Genomic DNA, 20328 nt, shown 5'->3' with positions numbered 1-20328 from the left:
CCGGCGTCACGGTGGAGCACTACGCATGGCCGACCTCGCGCAGCCCCGCGAGGGCCGCGGCGGCGAAGGCGGCGGTGACCTCGCCGCCCTGCGCCGGCAGCCACACCGCCGACGTCGACCAGGTCAGCCGGGGTTCGTCGATCGGCCGCCACACCAGCCCGGCGGGCAGCTCGTCGTACGGCTCCTCGTTGAGGTGCGCCCCCAGCCCCGACATGACGAGGCCGTGCACGAAGTGGGGGTTTCTGGCGTGCCTGATCGCGCCGGGCAGGAACCCGTTGTCCCGGCACGCCTCCAGCATGTGGTCGTAGAGCTGAGGCGCCATCTCCCGAGGGAAGATCACCAGCGGCGAGCCGTCGAGCGAGCGCAGGCGTACCACCTCCTGCCCGGCGGCGCGGTGGTCGGCGGGCAGCACCACGCCGAGCCGCCGGTGGACGACCTCGCTCGACTCCAGCCCCACCGTGTCACACGGATGCCGGAGGAGGCCCACGTCGAGCTCCTCCGCGCGCAGCTTGGCGAGCTGGCTGGCGGTGGTCAGCTCGTGCAGCTCCAGCAGCACGTCCGGGACGCGCTCGGCGAACGTGGCCACCAGCGTCCTGAGCGCCATCGGCGTCGTGTCCGGCGGCACCCCGGCCCGGAGCACGCCCGAGTCGCCCGGCCGGATGCGGCGCATGGCCTCGCGGGCCGCGTCCGCCCGCTCCAGCACCCCGCGCGCGTGCTCGAGCAGCAGCGCGCCGGCCTCGGTGAGCGAGACGCGGTGCGGGTTGCGGTCGAACAACCGGACGCCCAGCTCCCGCTCCAGGTCGCGGATGCGCTGGGACAGCGGCGGCTGCGCCATGTGCAGCCGCTCCGCGGCCCGGCCGAAGTGCAGCTCCTCGGCGACCATGACGAAATAGCGCAGGTGGCGTAGCTCCATCACCCTGACCATATCGCTCTGATATCGCCAAGAGTCCACATTGATGTTGGCCAGCGCCCCGCAGGACCTGGTTATATCCCCGGCAAGCCCGTTGACCTGCGAAGGGACGCTAGTGAGTGTGCTGCTGGACCGTGACGGACCCGTCGCGGTGATCACCTTGAACCGCCCGGAGAAGCTGAACGCCTGGACCGCCGGGATGCGGGAGCGGCTGATCGAGCTGCTGCGCGAGGCGGGCGCCGACCCGCAGGTGGGCGCCGTCGTCCTCACGGGGGCGGGGCGCGCCTTCTGCGCCGGTCAGGACCTGGGTGAGACGGCCGGGATCGACCCCGACGACCACGCCGCCTCCGACGCCTGGATCGACGGCTTCGACCGGCTCTACCGGGCGGTGCTCGACCTGGACAAGCCGGTCGTGGCCGCGGTGAACGGGGTGGCGGCCGGTTCGGGGTTCCAGTTCGCGCTGCTGGCGGACCTGCGCATCGGCCACGCGGGCACCCGGATGGGCCAGCCGGAGGTGCTCTCGGGCATCCCGAGCATCACCGGCATCTGGGCCATGTGGAGCGTGCTCGGCCGCGCGAAGACGACCGAGTTCGCGCTGACCGGACGCCTGGTGTACGGGGCGGAGGCGGAGCGGCTCGGCCTGCTGACCAGGCTCGTGGCGGAGCACGACGTGCTTGCCTCCGCCGTGGCGCAGGCCAAGGAGCTGGCCGCGCTGCCCTCCGGCGCGGTGGCGCTGACGAAGGGGCGGCTCAGGGAGCTGGAGCGCGACGCCCTGGCCGACTCGGTCGCGGCGGCCAAGAAGGTGCACGCCGCCGCGTACGCCACGGGCGAGCCCCAGCGGGAGATGGCCCGTTTTCTGAAGGGGCGCGCCAAGTGAGCGAATGGAGCGTTCCCGAGCGCTACAACATGGCCGTGGACGTGGCCGACCGCCACCCCCGCGAGAACCTGGCGCTGATCTTCGAGGATCACACGGGGGCGCACGAGGAGGTCCGCTGGGGCGCGGTGCAGGACCGCTCCCGCCAGGTGGCCGCCTGCCTGCACGGCCTCGGCGTCCGCCCCGGCGACCGGGTCGCGGTCATGCTCCCGCAGCGCACCGACACCCCGGCGACGTACCTGGGCGTGCTGCGTACCGGCGCCGTGCTCGTGACCATGTCCCTGCTCTGGGCCGACGACCAGATCGCCTACCGGCTCGCCGACTCGGGCGCGTCCGTGCTGGTCACCGAGGCGGGCGCGATCCGGCGGGCGAGCGGGTACGGCGGGATCGTGGTCGACGTGGACGACCCGGCGATCGGCCTGCTGACGCCGGAGTTCGAGGACGCCGACACCGCCGCCGACGATCCCGCGCTGATCTTCTACACCTCCGGCACGACCGGCCCCGCCAAGGGCATCGTGCACGCGCACCGCACGCTGCTCGGCCACAACGAGTTCCGGCACTGCCACGACCTGCGCCCCGGCGACGTCTTCTACGGCGCGGGAGAGTGGGCCTGGTCGATGGCCAAGCTCATGGGCCCGCTCAGGGCGGGCGCGACGCACCTGGTCTACCGCCCGGCGGCCGGGTTCGACCCGGAGGGGCTGCTGGCGAGCATGGCGCGCAACGGCGTCACGACCGGCCTGGTCAACCCCACGTTCCTGCGCAAGATGCGCGAGCAGCTGCCCGACGCGGGCCGCCGTCATCCGCAGCGGTTCCGTACGATCTGCTGCGCCAACGAGCCGCTCACCGCCGACCTGATCCGCTGGTTCCGCGAGCAGTTCGGGGTCACGCTGCTCGACTACTACGGGTCCACGGAGTCGTACCCGCTGGTGGGGAACTTCCCCGGCACCCCGGTCAAGGAGGGGTCCATGGGCCGGCCGCTGCCCGGCTGGGACGTGGCGCTCCTCGACGAGGACGAGCGGCCGGTCCCGGCGGGCGAGGTCGGCGAGATCTGCCTGCGGGCGCGGAGCAACCCGCAGTTCCCGCTCGGCTACTGGAACCGCCCCGAGGCCTCCCGGGAGGTGTTCGGCGGCGAGTGGTTCCACACCAAGGACCACGCGCGGGTGGACGAGGACGGCTACTACTGGTTCCTCGGCCGCGTCGACGACGTGATCAAGACCTCCGGCTACCGCGTCGGCCCCGACGAGATCGAGGAGGCGCTGCGCGCCCATCCCGCCGTCGCGGACGTGGGCGTGGCCGGGGTGCCCGACCCCGTACGCGGCCAGGCCGTCAAGGCGTGGATCCGGCCGTCGCCCGGCCACCTGCCGGGCGAGGAGCTGGCACGGGAGATCCGCGAGTTCGCCAAGACGACGCACTCGCGCTTCGCCTACCCCAGGGAGATCGAGTTCGTGGACGAGCTGCCCCGATCGGCGACCGGGAAGATCCAGCGCGCCCAGCTCCGACTCCGTCACCAGAAATAGGGAGTGACAATGACCCCCCACCCCACCACGGACGTCCGGCGCAAGGTCACCATGGCCTCCGCCATCGGCAACTTCGTCGAATGGTTCGACTCGGCGGCGTACGCGGTGATGTCCGCGACGATCGCCAAGCTGTTCTTCCCCGACTACGACACGACGGCCGCGCTGCTCGCCACCTGGGCGATCTTCGCGGGCGGGTTCATCGCCCGCCCGCTCGGGGCCGCCTTCTTCGGCAGGTACGGCGACCGCCTCGGCCGCAACCGGATGCTGGCGCTGACCATCCTGACGATGAGCGGCGCCACGTTCCTCATCGGCATCCTGCCCACCTACGCCTCCTGGGGCATGGCCGCGCCGATCCTGCTGTTCCTGCTGCGCTGCGCCCAGGGGTTCTCGACCGGCGGCGAGTACACGGGGGCGTCGGCGTTCATCGTGGAGTACGCGCCGGAGGGGCGGCGGGCCCGCTTCGCCGCCGCCGTGCCGGTGACCGTGGGCCTGGCCAGCGTGGCGGGCTCCGGCGTCGGCTTCCTGATCACCTCGTCGGTCACGGCCGAGGCCCTGCAGAGCTGGGGCTGGCGCATCCCGTTCCTGCTGGCGGCGCCGCTCGGGCTCATCGGGCTCTACCTGCGGTCCAAGGTCGAGGACACGCCCGTGTTCCGGTCGCTGCAGCAGAACGACGCGGTCGAGCCGGCGCCGCTGCGCGAGGCCGTGCGCCGCTGCGGCCGCCAGATCGCCACGCTCTTCGGCTACAGCATCACCAACGCCGTCGGGTACTACCTGATGAGCAGCTACATGATCGCGTACATGTCGGAGGAGCTCGGCTACACCAAGAGCCAGGCCCAGCTCACGAACGTGGTCTCGATGCTCGCCTACAGCGTGGCCTGCCTGTTCGCGGCGGCGGCCAGCGACCGGTTCGGCCGCCGGCCCATGCTCGTCGTGGCGTGCGCGGGCTTCGTGCTGCTGCCGCTGCCGGCGTTCTGGCTGATGGGGTCGAGCCTGGCCGGGGCGATGGTCGGCACTTCGGTGCTGGCGATGCTCGTGGCGGTGATCGGCACCTCCAACGTGCCCGCGCTGGTGGAGATGTTCCCCGCGAAGGTGCGGGCGAGCGGCTCGGCCATCGGGTACACGGCGGCGTACGTGCTGTTCGGCGGCACCGCCCCGTTCGTGGCGACCGGGCTGGTCTCCGCGTCGGGCAGCGCCGTCGCGCCCGCCTTCTACATGGTGGGGCTCGCGGCCGTGTCGCTGGTCGTGGTGCTGACCTCGTTCAGGGAGACCCGCGGCCTGCGGCTGGACCGGGGCGTGGACGAGGTCACCGGCGGGGCCTGAGGTGTCCCGGCCCCGATCGCGTCCGGGACGGCCGTTTGTCCTTCCGCGGTCGTCGCGCGGAAGGTCGCGGCCGGCGCGAGAAAGGCCGAGTTCTCCTCCGGCAGGCCCACCGTGACGCGCACCCCCTCCCCCGGGAACGCCCGCACGATCACCCCGTTGCCGTGGCAGTGGTCGGCGAAGGGCGCGCTGTCCTGGCCGAGCGGGAGCCACAGGAAGTTCGCCTGAGAGGGCGGCAGGTCATAGCCGAGGGCCTGGAGTTCGCCGGTGACGCGGTCGCGCTCCTTGACGGTGAGGGCGACCCGCCGGTCCACCTCCTCGTGCTCCCGGAGCGCCGCGACGGCCGCCTCCTGGGCGAGGGCGCTGACGCTGAAGGGCGTCTGCGTCTTGCGTACCTGGGCGATGATCTCCGGCGGCCCGACGCAGTAGCCGACACGCAGGCCGGCCAGCGCGTACGCCTTGGAGAAGGTCCTGAGCACGACGACGTTCGGCCGGTCCCCGAAGAGGGCGAGCGCGTCCGGCACGGCGGACGGGTCGGCGTACTCGTGGTAGGCCTCGTCGACGGCGATCAGCACGTCCTCGGGCACCTGGTCCACGAAGGCGCGCAGGGCGGCCTCGCCGACGGGGGTGGAGGTCGGGTTGTTCGGGTTGCAGACGAACACCAGCCTGGTCCGCGGGGTGATGGCCGCCGCCATGGCCGGGAGGTCCTGCACGTGGTCGCGCAGCGGCACCCGTACGGGGACTCCGCCCGCCACCGTGGTCAGGATCGGGTACGCCTCGAACGACCGCCACCCGAAGACCACCTCGCTGCCCGGCCCGCACACCGTGTGCAGGACCTGCCCGCAGACCTCGGACGAGCCCGCGCCCACGGCGATGCGATCGGGGCTCACCTCATGGCGGGCGGCCAGCGCTTCGAGCAGGCGGGTGGCCCCCATGTCCGGGTACCGGGACAGGCCGCCGGTCAGCTCGGCCAGGCGGGCGGCGACGCCGGGCAGCAGGCCGTACGGGCACTCGTTGCTGGCCAGGACGACGGCCCCGGGCGACTTGCGGCCCGGCACGTAGGACTGGAGGCCGAGCAGGGACGAGCGTAGGTTGACCACCTGAGGTCACTTCCTTCCGTCAGGCGTGGGCGAGCAGGATGGCGGGGTTCTCCACGCAGTCGGCCACGAAGCGCAGGAAGCCGCCCGCCGCGCCGCCGTCGCAGACGCGGTGGTCGAACGTGAACGACAGCTGGGTGACCTTGCGGGGCACGACCGCGCCGTCCCGCACCCAGGGGCGGTCGATGATGCGGCCGACGCCGAGGAGCGCCGCCTCGGGGTGGTTGATGATCGGGGTGGATCCGTCCACGCCGAAGACTCCGTAGTTGTTGAGCGTGAACGTGCCCCCGGTCAGCGCCGCGGGAGGCAGCGTGCCTTCGCGGGCGAGGGCGGTGAGCCTGGTCAGTTCGGCGGCGAGCTGCGCGGTCGACATGAGGTGCGCGTCGCGGACCACCGGCACGACCAGGCCGCGATCGGTCTGGGCGGCGAAGCCGAGGTTGACGTGACCGTGCCGGACGATCTCGGCGCGGGCGGTGTCGACCGAGGAGTTCAGCTCGGGGAAGCGGCGCAGGGCGGCCACGCAGACGCGGGCCAGGAGCGCGAGCAGCCCGATGCCCAGGTCCGGGCGGTCCCGCCGGAGCGCGTCCTTGACCTCGAGCAGGCCGGTGGCGTCGACGTCCACCCAGGTGGTGGCGTCGGGGATCTCGGTGCGGCTGCGGCTCAGCTTGTCGGCCACTGCCCGCCGCAGCCCGCGCAAGGGGATGCGCTCGGCCCGCAGCGGGGTTCCGGCCGCGATCGGTGTCGTCCGGGTCGGGTCCGAGATGGGGTGGATCGGGTCCGAGTTCGGCTGGGTCGCGGGCGCGGCTGTCTCGGTCGCTCGGGGCGTCGCCGGATCGACGGCAGCGGCGGCGATGGTGGAGACGGTGGAGGTGGAGAGGGCGGCGATGGCGCTTTCGACGTCGCGGCGGAGGATCACGCCGCGGGGTCCGGTGGGGGTGACGGCGGCGAGATCCACCCCGTGCTCGTGGGCGAGCCTGCGCACGAGCGGGGAGATCACCCGAGGTGCCTGCAGCTCATCGGCCATGGAACCCGGGGCCGTGTGGGGCTGGGTGGTGGGGGGCTTTCGGGGGGTGCGGCGTCGGCGGTTGGTGGGGGTGTGGCCGGTGCCGTAGCCGATGAGGACATTTCCGGATCCGGCGCGTTCCTCCTCCCGGTAACGCTCCGCGGCCGCCGAACCGCCCGCACCCCTCGCAGGCCCGACCTCGATGAGCGGCTCCCCCACCGACAGGACGGTCCCCGCCGGAGCGTTCAGGCTCAGCACCGTCCCCGCGTACGGCACGGGCACCTCCACCGCCGCCTTGGCCGTCTCGACCTCCACCACGATCTGGTCGATCTCGACGGTGTCCCCGACGGAGACCTTCCAGTCGACGATCTCGGCCTCCGTCAGCCCCTCGCCCAGATCGGGCAGGCGGAACACGTGCCGCGTCATGACGCCTCCCCGGAACCGCCCAGGTGCGCCAGATCGGGCTCGTCGCCGAACTGGAGCCGGTCCACCGCGTCCAGCACCCGGTCGGCGTCCGGCAGATGCGAGTGCTCGAGGATCGGGGGCGGGTACGGGATGTCGAACCCCGTGACCCGCAGCACCGGCGCCGCCAGCGAGTGGAAGCACCGCTCCTGCACCCGGGCCGCGATCTCCGCGCCCACCCCGGCGAACCCCTGGGCCTCCTGGATCACCACGCAGCGCCCGGTCTTGCGTACGGAGGACACGACGGTCGAGTCGTCGAACGGGACGATCGTCCGCAGGTCCACCACCTCCAGGGCGAGCCCGTCCTCGGCCGCGGCGTCGGCGGCCTGGAGCGCCACCGAAACGCTCGGCCCGTAGGCGACCAGCGTCGCGTCGCGGCCCTCGCGCACCACCGCCGCCTGCCCGAACCCCGCCGCCCGCCGGTCCCCGAAGGACGTCTCACCCTTGGACCAGTACAGGCGCTTGGGCTCCATGAAGATCACCGGGTCGGGGTCGGCGATGGCGTCGCGCAGCAGCCAGTACGCGTCGTCGGCCGTCGCGGGGGTCACGACCTTCAGGCCGGGCGTGTGCGCGTAGTACGCCTCGCTGGAGTCGCAGTGGTGCTCGACGCCGCCGATGCCGCCCGCGTACGGGATCCTGATCACCATCGGCAGCGACAGCCGCCCGCGCGTACGGTTGCGCAGCTTGGCCACGTGCGAGGCGATCTGTTCGAAGGCCGGATAGGCGAAGGCGTCGAACTGCATCTCGATCACCGGCCGGAAGCCGCCCATGGCCAGGCCCACGGCCAGGCCCACGATCCCCGCCTCGGCCAGCGGCGTGTCGAAGCACCGCTCCTCGCCGAACTCCTTGGTCAGCCCGTCGGTGACGCGGAAGACGCCGCCCAGCGGGCCCACGTCCTCGCCGAAGACGAGCACGCGTTCGTCCTCGCGCAGGGCGTCCCTCAGCGCGGCGTTCAACGCCTGCGCCATGCTCAAACTGGTCATCTCAGTCCTCCAGTTCGGACGCCAGCAGGGCCCGCTGCTCGCGCAACTGGGGCGTGGCCTCGGCGAAGACGTGCTCGAACAGCTCGAACGGATCCGCCTTCGGGTCGGCGTTCATCTCCTCGCGCACCCGGGCGGCGAACTCCTCGGCGGCCTGGTGCGCCGCGTCCACGGCGGCCGCGTCGAGCGCGCCGCGCTCGCGCAGGTAGGTCTCCAGGCGGGCGAGCGGGTCGGCCGCCTCCCACTGCTCGACCTCCCCCTTGTCCCGGTAACGGCCGGCGTCGTCGGCGTTGGTGTGGGGGTCCATGCGGTAGGTGTGCGCCTCCACCAGGAAGGGGCCGCCGCCGGTGCGCGCGTGCTCCACGGCCGCCGTCAGGACCGACAGCACCGCGACGAGGTCGTTGCCGTCCACCTGCTCGGAGCGGATGCCGTACCCGATGCCCTTGTACGCGAGCGCGGGCGCGGCGCTCTGCTTGGCCAGCGGCACGGAGATCGCGTACTTGTTGTTCTGCACGAAGAACACGACGGGCGCGTGCAGGACCGCGGCGTAGTTCAGCGCCTCGTGGAAGTCGCCCTCGCTGGTGCCGCCGTCGCCGATGAACGCCATGACGACGCCGCTCTCGTTCTTGCGGCGCAGGGCGTCGGCCATGCCCACGGCGTGGATGGTCTGGGTGGCCAGCGGGGTGCACTGGGGCGCGACCCGGGTGGCGGCGGGGTCGTACCCGCAGTGCCAGCCGCCCCGCAGCAGGGTCAGCACCTCGACGGGATCGAGGCCACGGGAGACCAGCGCCACCGAGTCCCGGTAGGTCGGGAACAGCCAGTCGTCCTCGCGCAGCGCGAGCACCCCGGCGATCTGGCAGGCCTCCTGCCCGCGGCTGGAGGGGTAGACGGCCAGGCGTCCCTGCTTGGTCAGCGCGGTCGCCTGGCGGTCGAAGCGGCGGCCGACGACCATCCGGCGGTAGGCCTCCAGCAGCCGATCCTCCTCCGGCACCTGGTAGCCGGTGGGCGGCTGGACCGGCGTGCCGTCCTCGGCGACGAAGCGCACCGGCACGGGTGAGGGCAGAAGGACGTCGACGGACATGCGACGCTCCCTTTCTCTGGACGTTTGACAGGGAAAGCGTCCGCGGATGGAGCCAGGTGTTCAAGACATCAGGCATGATGAGCGACAAAAGGTCTCAAACCAGTCTTAAGGAGGGCCGATTGTCGTTCAACGACGGCGTCGGAGAGGGGTTGGCGGGACATTCGGCCGCGCCGCTGGACGGGGTGGACCGGGCGATCATCGCCGAGCTGCGGCGCGACGGCCGGATCTCGATGCGCACCCTCGCCGAGCGCGTGCACGTCTCCCGGGCCAACGTCTACGCCAGGATCACCCGGTTGATGGACGCCGGGGTGATCACCGGCTTCACGGCGCGGATCGCGCCGCACAAGGCCGGCCTGGGCACCAGCGCGTACGTCTCGCTCACCATCGAGCAGAACTCCTGGCGCGCGGTGTCGGCCCGTCTCCGGGAGACTCCGTACGTCGAGAACTTCGCCCTGGTCGGCGGCGACTACGACGTCCTGGCCCTGGTCAGGACCCCGGACAACGCGACGCTCCGGCACGTGGTGCTGGAGCTCATCCAGGACATCCCGGGCATCCGCGCGACCCGCACATGGCTGGTGTTCGAGGAGGCCCGCGGCGCCGGAGCCGGGTGAGCGCTCAGCGTGCCCGCGACGCCTTGTACTCGCCGAGCAACGCCTCCAGGCTCCGCACCATGAACGTGTAGTAGTCGTACATCTCGGACATGCGGGCGCGCTGGCGATCGGGGAGCCCGGCCGAGCGGGCCCGGGCGTTCTCGGCCAGGGCGAGCAGCTCGGTCGTCTGCTCCAGCTGGTGCTGCAGGCAGCCGATCCAGGCGTCGTCGCGCCACTCGTACACGTACTGCCGGGACCCGGGCTCCTTGAACCGCCGCACGGTCCCGCTGACCACGAGCAGGCGGGTCGTCTCCGAGACCGAGCCCTTGCTGGCGTTCAGGGCGGCCTGCAGCTCGTCCATCGTCATGGGGCTCTCGCTCAGCATGAGCACCCCCGCGGCCCGCCCGGCCATCGGCGGCCAGCCCATCGCGCGGCCGATGCGCAGGCCGAAGTCGTCGATCAGGAGGTTCACGTCGCCGACGGACACCAGCGGAACACCATCCGTTCAGAAAAAAATGAACTTTCACTATTGACTGAACTTTCTGCTGGGGGCAGTCTACCGGCTAACGGTGGCCCGGGCGGTTCCGGGCCGAGCGCAGGAGGTTCGCCGTGACAGACACGGGCTGGGACATCATCGTCGTGGGGGCGGGGTCCGCCGGCGCGGCACTGGCCGCCCGCTCCGCCGAGCGGGGCAAGCGCGTCCTGCTGCTGGAGGCCGGGCCCGACTACCGTTCGGCGCGGTTGCACGAGGCGTGGCGCTCCCCCAACCCGGTCCGCGCGCTGCTCGACCCCACCGCCGTCGAGGGCCTGGTCTGGACGGGCGTCACCTCCTCCCGCACCGACAGGCAGGCGGCGGCCCCGTACTGGCGGGGCAGGGGCGTCGGCGGCAGCTCGTCGATCAACGGGCAGATCGCGATCCGCCCGCCGATGGAGGACTTCGACGACTGGGCCGCGGCGGGATGCGCCGGCTGGTCGTGGCGGGACGTGCTGCCGTACTTCGCGAAGCTGGAGGACGACGAGGAGTTCGGCGACGAGCCGTACCACGGGCGGGGCGGGCCGACTCCGATCTTCCGGATGCCGCGCGAGCGGTGGGGCGGGGCGGACGCCGCGCTGGCCGCCGCCGCGCTGGCGGCCGGGCACCCCTGGGCGCCGGACGTGAACGCGCCCGGGGCCGCCGGCGTCTCCCCCTACCCGATCAACTCGCGCGCCGGGCGCCGGGTCACGGTCAACGACGGCTACCTCGAGCCGGCCCGGTCCCTGCCCGGCCTCACCGTCCGCGGTGACGCCCTGGTCGACCAGGTCGTCTTCGCCGGTGACCGCGCCGTCGGCGTGCGGGCCGTCGTGGGCGGGACCATGGTGACCGAGTACGCCGACGAGATCGTCCTCAGCGCGGGCGTGATCCACTCCCCCGCGATCCTCATGCGCTCGGGCGTCGGCCCGGCCGCCGACCTGGGCCGCCTGGGGATCACGGTACGGCGGGACCTCCCGGTCGGGCTCGGCATGCAGGACCATCCGATGATCGTCGTCGAGCTGCCGCTGACCGAGGAGGCCGCCGTCAAGACGGCCGACGACCGCCACACCAGCGGCGGCCCCGGTGGGCTGCCGCACGACCTGATGTTCGTCTCGCTGAACCAGAACGTGCTGTCCATGCAGGCCGCCGACACCCGCTTCCCGGCGGGCGGCTTCGGCGTGTGGCTCAACCAGAACCACTCGCGCGGCGTGCTGACGCTGACCTCCGCCGACCCGCAGGCCCAGCCCGAGGTGCGCGAACGCATGCTGTCGGACCCCCGCGACCTGCGACGCCTGCGCGAGGGCGTGCGCGCCCTGGTCGAGCTGGCGCGCGGCCCCGAGGCGGCCACGATCGTCGCGGGCTCCGGCTCCGTGGAGGCGAGCAACAAGCGGCTGTTCGCGGTGCTGGACGACGACGCCGCGCTCGACGAGCACCTCCTCGCCACCGCCGTGGACGCCCAGCACGGCACCAGCACCTGCCGGATGGGCGCGCCCGGGGACGCCGCCACGGTGGTGGACCCGTCGTGCCGCGTCCTCGGGGTCGAGGGGCTGCGCGTGGTGGACGCGTCGATCTTCCCGTCCGTACCCCGGGCCAACACCAACCTGGCATCGATCATGGTCGGCGAGCTCATGGCCGACCGTCTCTGAGGAGCCCTGTGAAAACCCTGCAGAACCTGATCGGCGGCACCTGGGAGGACTCCCGGGGCGACGCCTTCCACGACGTGGTCAACCCCGCGACCGAGGAGGTCGTCGCCCGCTGCCCCAGCGGCTCGCCGCAGGACGTGCGCCTGGCCGTGGACGCGGCCGTGCGCGCGCAGCCGGCCTGGGCCGCGCTGAGCGTCGCCGAACGGGTGGAGCGGCTGTCCCGATGGGCGGACACGGTCGCCGCCCACGCCGACGAGCTGGCGGAGCTCGAATGCCGGGAGATGGGCAAGCCCGTCGCCCTCGGCCGGGCCTTCATCGGCGGCGCGGCGACGGGGTTCAAGGCGGCGGTGGCCGAGGCCCTGGAGTACGCGTTCGAGGAGACCATCGACGGCACCGGCACGACGATCGTGCGCACCCCTCTCGGGGTGGCCGCCGTGATCGTGCCGTGGAACTTCCCCGTGCCCATGACCCTGGGCGCGCTCGGCCCGCTGCTGGCCGCCGGGAACACCGTCGTGCTCAAGCCGTCCGAGCGCTCGCCGATGTCGGCGGTGCGGCTGCTGGAGCTGATGGACCTGCCGCCCGGCGTGGTCAACCTGGTCCTCGGCGACTCCCGCGCGGGCGCGCCGCTGGTCGCCGACGAACGCGTCGGGCTCGTGCACTTCACCGGCTCCGTCGAGTCCGGGCGCAAGGTCGGCGAGCGGACCGGGGCGCTGCTGCGCCGCTCGATCCTGGAGCTGGGCGGCAAGGATCCCGTGGTGGTCGACGCGGGGGTGGACCCGGTGGCCACCGCCGCCGCGGTCGCGTTCGGCGCCTTCGCGAACTCCGGCCAGATCTGCACCTCCATGGAACGCGTCTACGTGCACCGCGACGTCGCCGAGCCGTTCATCGAGGCCCTGGTGGAGGCCGCGGGCACATACGCGCTCGGTGACGGGCACGACGCGGGCACCGTCCTCGGCCCGCTGGTCGACCGGCGGCAGCGCGACATCGTGGCACGGCACGTCGCCGACGCGGTCGCGCGCGGCGCGACCGTACGGGCCGGCGGGGTGGTGCCGGAGGGCAGGGGCTTCTTCTACCCCGCGACCGTGCTCACCGGCGTGGAGGAGTCCATGCTGGTCATGACCGAGGAGACCTTCGGCCCGATCGCCCCGGTGGTCGTGGTCTCCTCCTTCGAGGAGGGGCTGGAGCGGGCGAGCGCGTCACGCTTCGGCCTGGCCGCCACCGTGTACACCGCCGACCCCGCGCACATGGCGGCCGCCCGCCGCATCCCCGCCGGTGTCGTGTGGGTGAACCAGTGGCAGGGCGGCGGCCCCGAGCGGCTGTACGAACCGGCCGGGGACAGCGGCATGGGCGCGACCGGCTCCCGCGCCGCCTATGACGCGGCCACCCGCCCCACCTCGATCCACACCGCACCGGCCGCGTGACGGCCCGCCGACGTCGTACGGGCCTGGGGTGACCGGCGTCCACGCCCACCCCGGGCCGGCCTTCGAGAAGACGCGGGCCGGCACGTGGGTGGCGGGTACGGCGCCCGACGCGAGCCGGGGCCGGTGGGTCAGCGGCCCTCGAAGGTGGGTTTGCGTTTGTCGAGGAACGCCTCCACCGCCCCCGCGTGGTCGGCCGTCAGCCCCAGGCGGGCCTGGGCGCGGGCTTCGGCGGTGAGCGCCGCCCCGAGGTCCTGGTCCCAGGCCCCGGCGATCAGCCGCTTGGACTCGGCGTAGGCGGCGGTCGGCCCGGCGGCGAGCCGGGCCGCGAGCTCGCGCGCCACCCCGCCCGCCTCCTCCTGGGGGACCACGCGGCCCGTGATCCCCCACTCCACCGCCTGCCGGGCGCCGAACGACTCGCCCAGCAGGACCAGCTCCTTGGCCCTGGCCTCGCCGACCGCCCGCGCGAGCGTCAGGGACAGCCCCGAGTCGCACGTCAGCCCGATCGCCGTGAACGCCGTCGCGAAGACGGCCTCCTCCGCGAGCACCCGCAGGTCGCAGGCCAGGGCGAGGGCCAGGCCGGCGCCGACGCACGTGCCGTTGACGGCGGCGACGACCGGTTTGCCCATGGTGGCCAGGAGCCGGACGATCGGCGCGTAGTCCTCCTCGACGGTGTCGAAGGCGTGCCCGGCGTCCGAGCGGAGGGCCGCGGCGTGCTCGGCGAGGTCCTGCCCGACGCAGAAGGCGGTCCCCGCGCCGGTCAGCAGCACGGCGCGTACGGCGTCGTCGGCCGCGACCTCCTCCAGCGCCCGGCGCAGCGCCGTCTTCAGCCCCGTGTCCAGCGCGTTGCGGCGGTCCGGGCGGTTGAGGGTCAGCACGGCGACGGCGCCATCTCGTTCAAGCAGGAGCGGGGCCCCCTCCACCACAGGGTCCACCTCAGGCCTCCTGTCCGGGCAGCGGCCAGGTCTTGGCCACGAGCGTCAGCACGTCGTACGTGGCGACCGGCTGGCCGTCCTGGTTGGCGACGACGGCGTCCCAGCGGACCTCGCCGTAGTCGGCGGAGCTGCGCGGGGTGATCTGCTTGACGGTCAGCGTCACGTCGATCGTGTCGCCCGCCTTCACCGGGGTGAGGAAGCGCAGGGAGTCGACGCCGAAGTTCGCCAGGACCGGTCCGGGCGCCGGATCCACGAAGAGCCCGGCGGCCAGGGACACGACGAGGTAGCCGTGGGCGACGATGCCGCCGAACAGCGGGTTGCGCGCGGCGGCCTCGGCGTCGGTGTGGGCGTAGAAGGTGTCCCCGGTGAACTCGGCGAAGTGCTCGATGTCGGCGAGCGAGACCGTACGCGGCGCGGAGGCGATGGTGTCACCGACCCGCAGCTCCGCCAGGGACTTGCGGAAGGGGTGGACGCCCGATTCGGCGCGCGCGGCGCCCGTGGTCCAGCGGCCGGTGACCGCGGTGAGCAGGTCCGGGGAGGCCTGGACGGCGGTGCGCTGCATGTGGCGCAGGACCCCGCGCACGCCGCCCAGCTCCTCGCCGCCGCCGGCCCGGCCCGGGCCGCCGTGGACGAGGACGGGCAGCGGCGAGCCGTGCCCGGTGGACTCCTTGGCGTCGTCCCTGTCCAGGACGAGGACCCGGCCGTGCCACGGCGCGAGCCCCAGCACGACGGTCCGCGCGACCTCCGGGTCATGGGTGGCGACGGAGGCGACGAGGCTGCCCCTGCCGCGCGCCGCCAGCGCGATCGCCGAGTCCAGGCCGTCGTAGGCGAGCACGGTGCCGACCGGCCCGAACGGCTCCACGTCGTGCGGCTCGGTGGCGCCGGGGCGGGCGCGCAGCAGCAGCGGCGTCATGAACGCGCCGCGCTCGGCGTCGCCGTCGAGCAGGGCGGCGCCGGCGGGGTCGCCGAAGACGACCTCGGCGCTCGCCCGCAGCGCCTCGACGGCCTTGCGCACCTCGTCGCGCTGGCCGAGGCTGGCCAGCGCGCCCATCCGTACGTCCGGATTGCGGGGATCGCCGACGGTCACCTTGGCCAGGCGCTCGGCCAGCGCCTCGACGACCTGGCCGGCCAGGGGCGAGGGCACGAGGACCCGGCGGATGGCCGTGCACTTCTGTCCCGCCTTGACCGTCATCTCGGTGACGACGCCCTTGACGAACAGGTCGAACTCCGGGTCCTCCGGCCGCACGTCCGGCCCCAGGATCGAGCAGTTCAGCGAGTCGGCCTCGACGCCCAGCAGGACGCCGCCGTCCAGCACGTTCGGGTGGCGGCGCAGGATGCCCGCGGTGTGGGCGGAGCCGGTGAAGGCGACGGAGTCCTGGACGGTCAGCTCGTCGAGCAGCCCGCCGGCGCCGCCCGCGACGAGCTGGAGCGTGCCCTCGGGCAGGAGGCCCGACTCGACGATCAGCCGTACGGCCAGCTCGGTCAGGTACGCGGTCTGGCTCGCGGGCTTGACGACCGAGGGCAGCCCGGCCAGGAAGGCGGGGGCCAGCTTCTCGAGCATCCCCCAGACCGGGAAGTTGAAGGCGTTGATCTGCACGGCGACGCCCGGCCGCGAGGTGTAGAGGTGCTGGCCGACGAACGTGCCGCCCTTGCCCAGGCGCTCCAGGCCGCCGTCCAGGACGACGGTGTCGTTCGGCAGCTCCCGAACGCCCTTGCCGGCGTAGCTGAACAGGGTGCCGATGCCGCCGTCCACGTCGATCATCGTGTCGCGCGAGGTGGCGCCGGTGCGCACCGACAGCGCGTACAGCTCCTCCTTGCGCTCGGTCAGGTGCCTGGCCAGCGCCTTCAGCAGGGCCGCCCGCTCGTGGAAGGTCAGGGACCGCAGCGCGGGCCCGCCGGTGTCACGGGCGTGGCGGACCATCGCGGCGACGTCCAGCCCCCGGCTGGAGATCCGCGCGACCTCCTCGCCCGTGGCGGCGTCGAGCAGGGGCTCCCCGTCATCGGCCGCCCGGAACCATCCTCCGGCGGCGTAGCTCTCCAGCAGCGCGCTCACGCTGTCGTCTCCTCTCCGCGGGCCCCTTGCGCAGGTACCCCCACACGTGTCACGGTATTACTGACCGAGCGATAAGTAAATACGACTCGACGCCCGAGGAGGGAAATCGATGACGACGACACCGGCGGAGCCGGAAGCGCTCGAAGCCGCGTTCGAGGCGACGATCGCGCGCCACGACCGGATCGAGCCCCGGGACTGGATGCCGGACGCCTACCGCCGGACGCTCGTACGCCAGATCGCCCAGCACGCGCACTCCGAGATCATCGGCATGCAGCCCGAGGGCGCGTGGATCGGCCGCGCGCCGTCCCTGCGCCGCAAGGCGATCCTGCTGGCCAAGGTGCAGGACGAGGCCGGGCACGGCCTGTACCTGTACTCGGCGTGCGAGACCCTGGGCGTCTCGCGCGCCGAGCTGACCGAGCTGCTGCTCGCGGGCCGGCAGAAGTACTCCTCGATCTTCAACTATCCGACGCTGTCGTACGCCGACGTCGGCACGATCGGCTGGCTGGTCGACGGCGCCGCGATCTGCAACCAGGTGCCGCTCTGCCGCACCTCCTACGGCCCGTACGGGCGCGCCATGATCCGCATCTGCAAGGAGGAGTCGTTCCACCAGCGGCAGGGCTACGAGCTGCTGATGACGATGATGCGCGGCACCGACGCCCAGCGGGCGATGGTCCAGGAGTCGGTGGACCGGTTCTGGTGGCCGTCGCTGATGATGTTCGGCCCGCCGGACGCCGACTCCCCCAACAGCGCGCGGTCGATGGCCTGGGGCGTCAAGCGCAACTCCAACGACGAGCTGCGCCAGAGGTTCGTGGACATGACGGTCCCGCAGGCCGAGGCGCTCGGGGTGACGCTGCCCGACCCCGACCTGCGCTGGAACGCCGAACGCGGCCACCACGACTTCGGCGAGCCCGACTGGGCGGAGCTCGCCGCCGTGATCCGCGGTGACGGGCCGTGCAACGCCCAGCGGCTGGCGCACCGCCGGGCCGCGCACGAGGACGGCGCCTGGGTACGCGAGGCCGCGGCGGCCTTCGCGGAGCGGGCGGGCACGCGATGAGCGCCGACCGGCGGGAGTGGCCGCTGTACGAGGTGTTCGTCCGCGGCAAGCGGGGCCTCAACCACGTGCACGTCGGGTCGCTGCACGCCGCCGACGACGCGATGGCCGTACGGCACGCGCGTGACGTCTACACCCGGCGCAACGAGGGCGTGAGCATCTGGGTCGTACGGGCCGACGCCATCACGGCCTCCAGCCCGGACGAGAAGGACCCGCTGTTCGCGCCGAGCGGGGACAAGGTCTACCGGCACCCGACGTTCTACGACATTCCCGACAACGTCCCGCACATGTGATCGGTTGGCAAGCATGAACGACGAATTCGCCGGCGACTCCTCGCAGTGGGCCTTCGGCACCGGCTTCGAGGACCCCCTGGCCGGGGTCGACACCACGGTGCCGCCGGGCGTGGACGCCGCCGAGCTGGCCGCGTACTGCCTCATGCTCGGCGACGACGCGCTGATCATGTCGCAGCGCCTGGCCGAGTGGTGCAGCCGCGCGCCCGACCTGGAAGAGGACATCGCGCTGGCGAACATGGCGCTCGACCTGCTCGGCCAGGCCCGCCTGCTGCTGACGCGGGCGGCCGCCGCGGACCCCGGCCTCGTGCCCGCCCTCCCCGAGGGCTCGCCGGTGCCCGCCGAGGACGCGCTGGCGTACTTCCGCGACGCGGAGCAGTTCCGCAACGTCCGGCTCGCCGAGGTGGAGAACGGGGACTTCGCGCACGTCGTCGTGCGGCTGCTGCTGTTCTCGGTGGCCCGGCTCGCGCTGCTGGAGCGGCTGCGTACGAGCCCTGACCAGGTCCTGGCGGCGGTGGCGGCCAAGGGCGTGAAGGAGCTCACCTACCACCGCGACTGGGCGGGCCGCTGGTTCCTCACCCTGGCGCAGGGGACCGAGGAGTCGCGGCGCAGGCTGGTGGCGGCGCTGGACGCCCTGTGGCCGTACCAGGCCGAGCTCACCGATCTCGGCGTGGAGCTGCGCCAGGAGGTGGACGTCGTCCTCGACCAGGTCTTCGCCGTGAGCGGCGTCGAGCGGCCGGGGCGGGCGCCGCTGACCGGCGCCGGCCGCGACGGCGCGCACACCGACGCCCTCGGCCCGCTGCTCGCCGAGATGCAGGTCGTCGCCCGCGCCCACCCGAGCGGGCGCTGGTGAGCGGGCGCGAGCGGGCCGCCGAGGTGGCGCTGGTGGGCGGCGCGGCCGCCGAGGTGGCGCTGGTGAGCGCCCGCGAGCGGGCCGCCGAGGTCGCGGCAGGGGTGCGCGACCCCGAGATGCCCATGCTCACCCTCGCCGACCTCGGCGTGCTGCGCGGCGTCGAGGTCAACGGTGGCGCTGTCAACGGTGGCGCTGTCAACGGTGGCGCTGTCAACGGTGGCGCTGTCAACGGTGGCGAGGTCCACGGCGGCGAGGTCCACGGCGGCGAGGTCCACGGCGGCGAGGTCCACGGCGGCGAGGAGGTGGTCGTGTCGATCACCCCGACGTACACCGGCTGCCCGGCCCTGGCGACCATGCGCGACGACCTCGTCCACCGGCTGCGGGAGGCCGGGTTCGCCCGGGTCGAGGTGCGGATCGTCCTGGATCCGCCCTGGTCGAGCGACTGGATCAGCGAGCGCGGCCGGGCCGCCCTGCGCGAGGCCGGGCTGTCGGCCCCCGGCCCCGCCCCCCGGCGCAGCGGCCCGATCCCGCTCACCCTCGGGCCGGCCAGGAGCGCCCCGCCCTGCCCGCGCTGCGGGTCGGCGGCGACCCGGCTGACGTCCGAGTTCGGCGCGACCGCCTGCAAGGCCCTCTACCGCTGCACCGGCTGCCTTGAGCCGTTCGAGCACGTCAAGGAGATCTGACATGGCCGCTTTCCACCCGCTCACCGTGTCGGCGGTGGACCACCTGTGCGAGGACGCCGCCGCGATCACCTTCGCCGTCCCGGACGAGCTGCGCGAGGCGTACGCCTTCCGCGCCGGGCAGTCGCTCACCCTGCGCCGCGTCGTGGACGGGCGGGAGGAGCGCCGCTCGTACTCGATCTGCGCGCCGGCCGGCGCGCGGCCCCGGATCGGGGTCCGCGAGATCCCGGGCGGGCTGTTCTCGTCCTGGCTGGTACGCGAGGTCGCGCCGGGGACGCGAATCGAGGTCCAGACGCCGACCGGCTCCTGGCGGGCCGACCCCGCGACGGGCGAGCGGCACCTGTGCGTCGCCGCCGGGTCGGGCATCACCCCGATGTTGTCGCTAGCCTCGACCGTGCTCGCCCACCCGCGGGCCCAGGTGTCGCTGCTGTACGGCAACCGGACCAGCCGGACCGTGATGTTCGCCGAGGAGCTGGGCGACCTGAAGAACCTGCACGGCCCCCGGCTCCAGGTGGTCCACGCGCTCTCGCGGGAGCCGCGCGACGTCGAGCTGTTCTCGGGGCGGCTCGACGGCGACCGGCTGCGCCGCCTGCTGACCGAGCTGGTGCCGGTCGAGGTGTTCGACCACGTCTGGCTCTGCGGGCCGCTGGCGATGATCCAGCAGGCGCGTGACGTGCTCGCCGACCTGGGCGTGCCGGCCTCCCGCGTACACGTCGAGCTGTTCTACGTCGACGAGCCGCCGCCGCGACCGCGACGGGCCGCGGAGGGGGTCGCGTCCGGCGCGACGAGCGAGCTGACGACCGTGCTCGACGGCCTGCGCACGACCTCGACGATCTCCCGCGACGCGACGCTGCTCGACGGCGCGCAGGCGGCGCGCGCGGACCTGCCGTTCGCCTGCAAGGGCGGCGTCTGCGGGACCTGCCGCGCGGTCGTACGGGCCGGCGAGGTGGACATGCGCCGCAACTACGCCCTCGAACAGGCCGAGGTGGACGCCGGGTTCGTCCTGACCTGTCAGACAGTTCCGGTCGGCGAGCGCGTCACCGTCGACTACGACGCATAAGGA

19 protein-coding genes are annotated in these 20328 nt (G+C 73.3%); 11 read left to right on the top strand and 8 right to left on the bottom strand.

Going from position 1 to position 20328, the window contains the following annotated elements; genetic code table 11:
- Positions 1-19: 19 nt before the first annotated feature.
- Positions 20-913 carry a LysR substrate-binding domain-containing protein gene (locus H4W80_RS03675; RefSeq protein WP_192783762.1) on the bottom strand — a complete coding sequence of 298 codons (894 nt, stop codon included), beginning with the start codon at positions 911-913 and terminating at the stop codon, positions 20-22.
- Between the two features lie 112 nt (positions 914-1025).
- On the opposite strand from H4W80_RS03675, the gene H4W80_RS03670 reads away from it, so the two are divergent.
- The 3 genes from H4W80_RS03670 to H4W80_RS03660 are packed head-to-tail and all read left to right on the top strand — an operon-like array spanning position 1026 to position 4621.
- The gene (locus H4W80_RS03670) at positions 1026-1787 is read left to right on the top strand and encodes an enoyl-CoA hydratase/isomerase family protein (protein WP_318786686.1); all 762 of its coding nucleotides are present in this window, start codon (positions 1026-1028) and stop codon (positions 1785-1787) included.
- Positions 1784-3301 (top strand): acetate--CoA ligase, encoded by a 1518-nt coding sequence (locus H4W80_RS03665; protein ID WP_318786685.1) that lies wholly within the window; start codon positions 1784-1786, stop codon positions 3299-3301. Before H4W80_RS03670 ends, H4W80_RS03665 begins: the two co-directional genes overlap by 4 nt.
- A gap of 9 nt (positions 3302-3310) precedes the next feature.
- Entirely contained in the window at positions 3311-4621 is a 1311-nt protein-coding gene (locus H4W80_RS03660; RefSeq protein ID WP_192783760.1) for an MFS transporter, read from the top strand.
- On the opposite strand, the gene hisC is transcribed toward H4W80_RS03660, so the two are convergent.
- Genes hisC through pdhA form a run of 4 tightly spaced genes read right to left on the bottom strand, consistent with a single transcriptional unit; the run spans position 4510 to position 9241 of the window.
- Positions 4510-5718, bottom strand: coding sequence for a histidinol-phosphate transaminase (gene hisC, locus H4W80_RS03655; protein WP_192783759.1), 1209 nt, complete (start codon positions 5716-5718; stop codon positions 4510-4512). The two genes, H4W80_RS03660 and hisC, sit on opposite strands and share 112 nt — an antisense overlap.
- A gap of 19 nt (positions 5719-5737) precedes the next feature.
- Positions 5738-7144, bottom strand: a complete 1407-nt coding sequence (locus H4W80_RS03650) for a dihydrolipoamide acetyltransferase family protein (protein WP_192783758.1) — start codon at positions 7142-7144, stop codon at positions 5738-5740.
- Positions 7141-8163 (bottom strand): alpha-ketoacid dehydrogenase subunit beta, encoded by a 1023-nt coding sequence (locus H4W80_RS03645; RefSeq protein WP_192783757.1) that lies wholly within the window; start codon positions 8161-8163, stop codon positions 7141-7143. The genes H4W80_RS03650 and H4W80_RS03645 overlap by 4 nt, the downstream gene beginning before the upstream one ends.
- A gap of 1 nt (position 8164) precedes the next feature.
- Positions 8165-9241 carry a pyruvate dehydrogenase (acetyl-transferring) E1 component subunit alpha gene (pdhA, locus tag H4W80_RS03640; RefSeq protein ID WP_192783756.1) on the bottom strand — a complete coding sequence of 359 codons (1077 nt, stop codon included), beginning with the start codon at positions 9239-9241 and terminating at the stop codon, positions 8165-8167.
- Between the two features lie 119 nt (positions 9242-9360).
- Here pdhA and H4W80_RS03635 point away from each other — a divergent pair, with 119 nt between their 5' ends.
- Complete coding sequence (locus H4W80_RS03635; RefSeq protein WP_225963219.1) at positions 9361-9852, top strand: Lrp/AsnC family transcriptional regulator; 492 nt, start codon at positions 9361-9363, stop codon at positions 9850-9852.
- A 4-nt stretch (positions 9853-9856) separates the two neighbouring features.
- Here H4W80_RS03635 and H4W80_RS03630 read toward each other — a convergent pair whose 3' ends face one another.
- Positions 9857-10318, bottom strand: coding sequence for a GbsR/MarR family transcriptional regulator (locus H4W80_RS03630; protein WP_318786684.1), 462 nt, complete (start codon positions 10316-10318; stop codon positions 9857-9859).
- 122 nt (positions 10319-10440) lie between these two features.
- Here H4W80_RS03630 and H4W80_RS63335 point away from each other — a divergent pair, with 122 nt between their 5' ends.
- Positions 10441-11988, top strand: a complete 1548-nt coding sequence (locus tag H4W80_RS63335; protein WP_192783755.1) for a GMC family oxidoreductase — start codon at positions 10441-10443, stop codon at positions 11986-11988.
- An 8-nt stretch (positions 11989-11996) separates the two neighbouring features.
- A complete protein-coding gene (locus H4W80_RS03620; RefSeq protein ID WP_192783754.1) occupies positions 11997-13406 on the top strand; it encodes an aldehyde dehydrogenase family protein in 1410 nt (469 codons plus the stop codon).
- Between the two features lie 128 nt (positions 13407-13534).
- Here H4W80_RS03620 and H4W80_RS03615 read toward each other — a convergent pair whose 3' ends face one another.
- Positions 13535-14338: an enoyl-CoA hydratase/isomerase family protein gene (locus H4W80_RS03615; RefSeq protein WP_318786683.1), complete on the bottom strand. Its 804-nt coding sequence runs from the start codon at positions 14336-14338 to the stop codon at positions 13535-13537.
- Between the two features lies 1 nt (position 14339).
- The gene (gene paaZ / locus H4W80_RS03610) at positions 14340-16391 is read right to left on the bottom strand and encodes a phenylacetic acid degradation bifunctional protein PaaZ (RefSeq protein WP_192783753.1); all 2052 of its coding nucleotides are present in this window, start codon (positions 16389-16391) and stop codon (positions 14340-14342) included.
- Positions 16392-16500: 109 nt separating this feature from the next.
- On the opposite strand from paaZ, the gene paaA reads away from it, so the two are divergent.
- From paaA to paaE, 5 genes are read left to right on the top strand one after another with little or no spacing between them, the layout of a single operon-like run.
- Entirely contained in the window at positions 16501-17445 is a 945-nt protein-coding gene (gene paaA / locus H4W80_RS03605; protein ID WP_192783752.1) for a 1,2-phenylacetyl-CoA epoxidase subunit PaaA, read from the top strand.
- Complete coding sequence (gene paaB, locus H4W80_RS03600; RefSeq protein ID WP_192783751.1) at positions 17442-17735, top strand: 1,2-phenylacetyl-CoA epoxidase subunit PaaB; 294 nt, start codon at positions 17442-17444, stop codon at positions 17733-17735. Before paaA ends, paaB begins: the two co-directional genes overlap by 4 nt.
- 13 nt (positions 17736-17748) lie before the next feature.
- Positions 17749-18585, top strand: coding sequence for a 1,2-phenylacetyl-CoA epoxidase subunit PaaC (gene paaC / locus H4W80_RS03595; RefSeq protein WP_192783750.1), 837 nt, complete (start codon positions 17749-17751; stop codon positions 18583-18585).
- A gap of 53 nt (positions 18586-18638) precedes the next feature.
- On the top strand, positions 18639-19268 hold the full coding sequence (paaD, locus tag H4W80_RS03590) for a 1,2-phenylacetyl-CoA epoxidase subunit PaaD (RefSeq protein ID WP_318787603.1): 630 nt from the start codon (positions 18639-18641) through the stop codon (positions 19266-19268).
- 1 nt (position 19269) lies between these two features.
- Positions 19270-20325, top strand: a complete 1056-nt coding sequence (paaE, locus tag H4W80_RS03585; protein WP_192783749.1) for a 1,2-phenylacetyl-CoA epoxidase subunit PaaE — start codon at positions 19270-19272, stop codon at positions 20323-20325.
- Positions 20326-20328: the final 3 nt, after the last annotated feature.

Source organism: Nonomuraea angiospora (genome assembly GCF_014873145.1).
Lineage (GTDB): Bacteria > Actinomycetota > Actinomycetes > Streptosporangiales > Streptosporangiaceae > Nonomuraea > Nonomuraea angiospora.
This window is presented reverse-complemented; position numbering and strand designations above follow the sequence as displayed.

Excerpts from the sequence above, each read along its gene's own strand:
- H4W80_RS03675 (WP_192783762.1), bottom strand. The coding sequence starts at position 913 with ATGGAGCTACGCCACCTGCGCTATTTCGTCATGGTCGCCGAGGAGCTG.
- H4W80_RS03660 (WP_192783760.1), top strand. The coding sequence starts at position 3,311 with ATGACCCCCCACCCCACCACGGACGTCCGGCGCAAGGTCACCATGGCC.
- H4W80_RS03650 (WP_192783758.1), bottom strand. The coding sequence starts at position 7,144 with ATGACGCGGCACGTGTTCCGCCTGCCCGATCTGGGCGAGGGGCTGACG.
- H4W80_RS03645 (WP_192783757.1), bottom strand. The coding sequence starts at position 8,163 with ATGACCAGTTTGAGCATGGCGCAGGCGTTGAACGCCGCGCTGAGGGAC.
- pdhA (WP_192783756.1), bottom strand. The coding sequence starts at position 9,241 with ATGTCCGTCGACGTCCTTCTGCCCTCACCCGTGCCGGTGCGCTTCGTC.
- paaA (WP_192783752.1), top strand. The coding sequence starts at position 16,501 with ATGACGACGACACCGGCGGAGCCGGAAGCGCTCGAAGCCGCGTTCGAG.
- paaB (WP_192783751.1), top strand. The coding sequence starts at position 17,442 with ATGAGCGCCGACCGGCGGGAGTGGCCGCTGTACGAGGTGTTCGTCCGC.
- paaC (WP_192783750.1), top strand. The coding sequence starts at position 17,749 with ATGAACGACGAATTCGCCGGCGACTCCTCGCAGTGGGCCTTCGGCACC.
- paaE (WP_192783749.1), top strand. The coding sequence starts at position 19,270 with ATGGCCGCTTTCCACCCGCTCACCGTGTCGGCGGTGGACCACCTGTGC.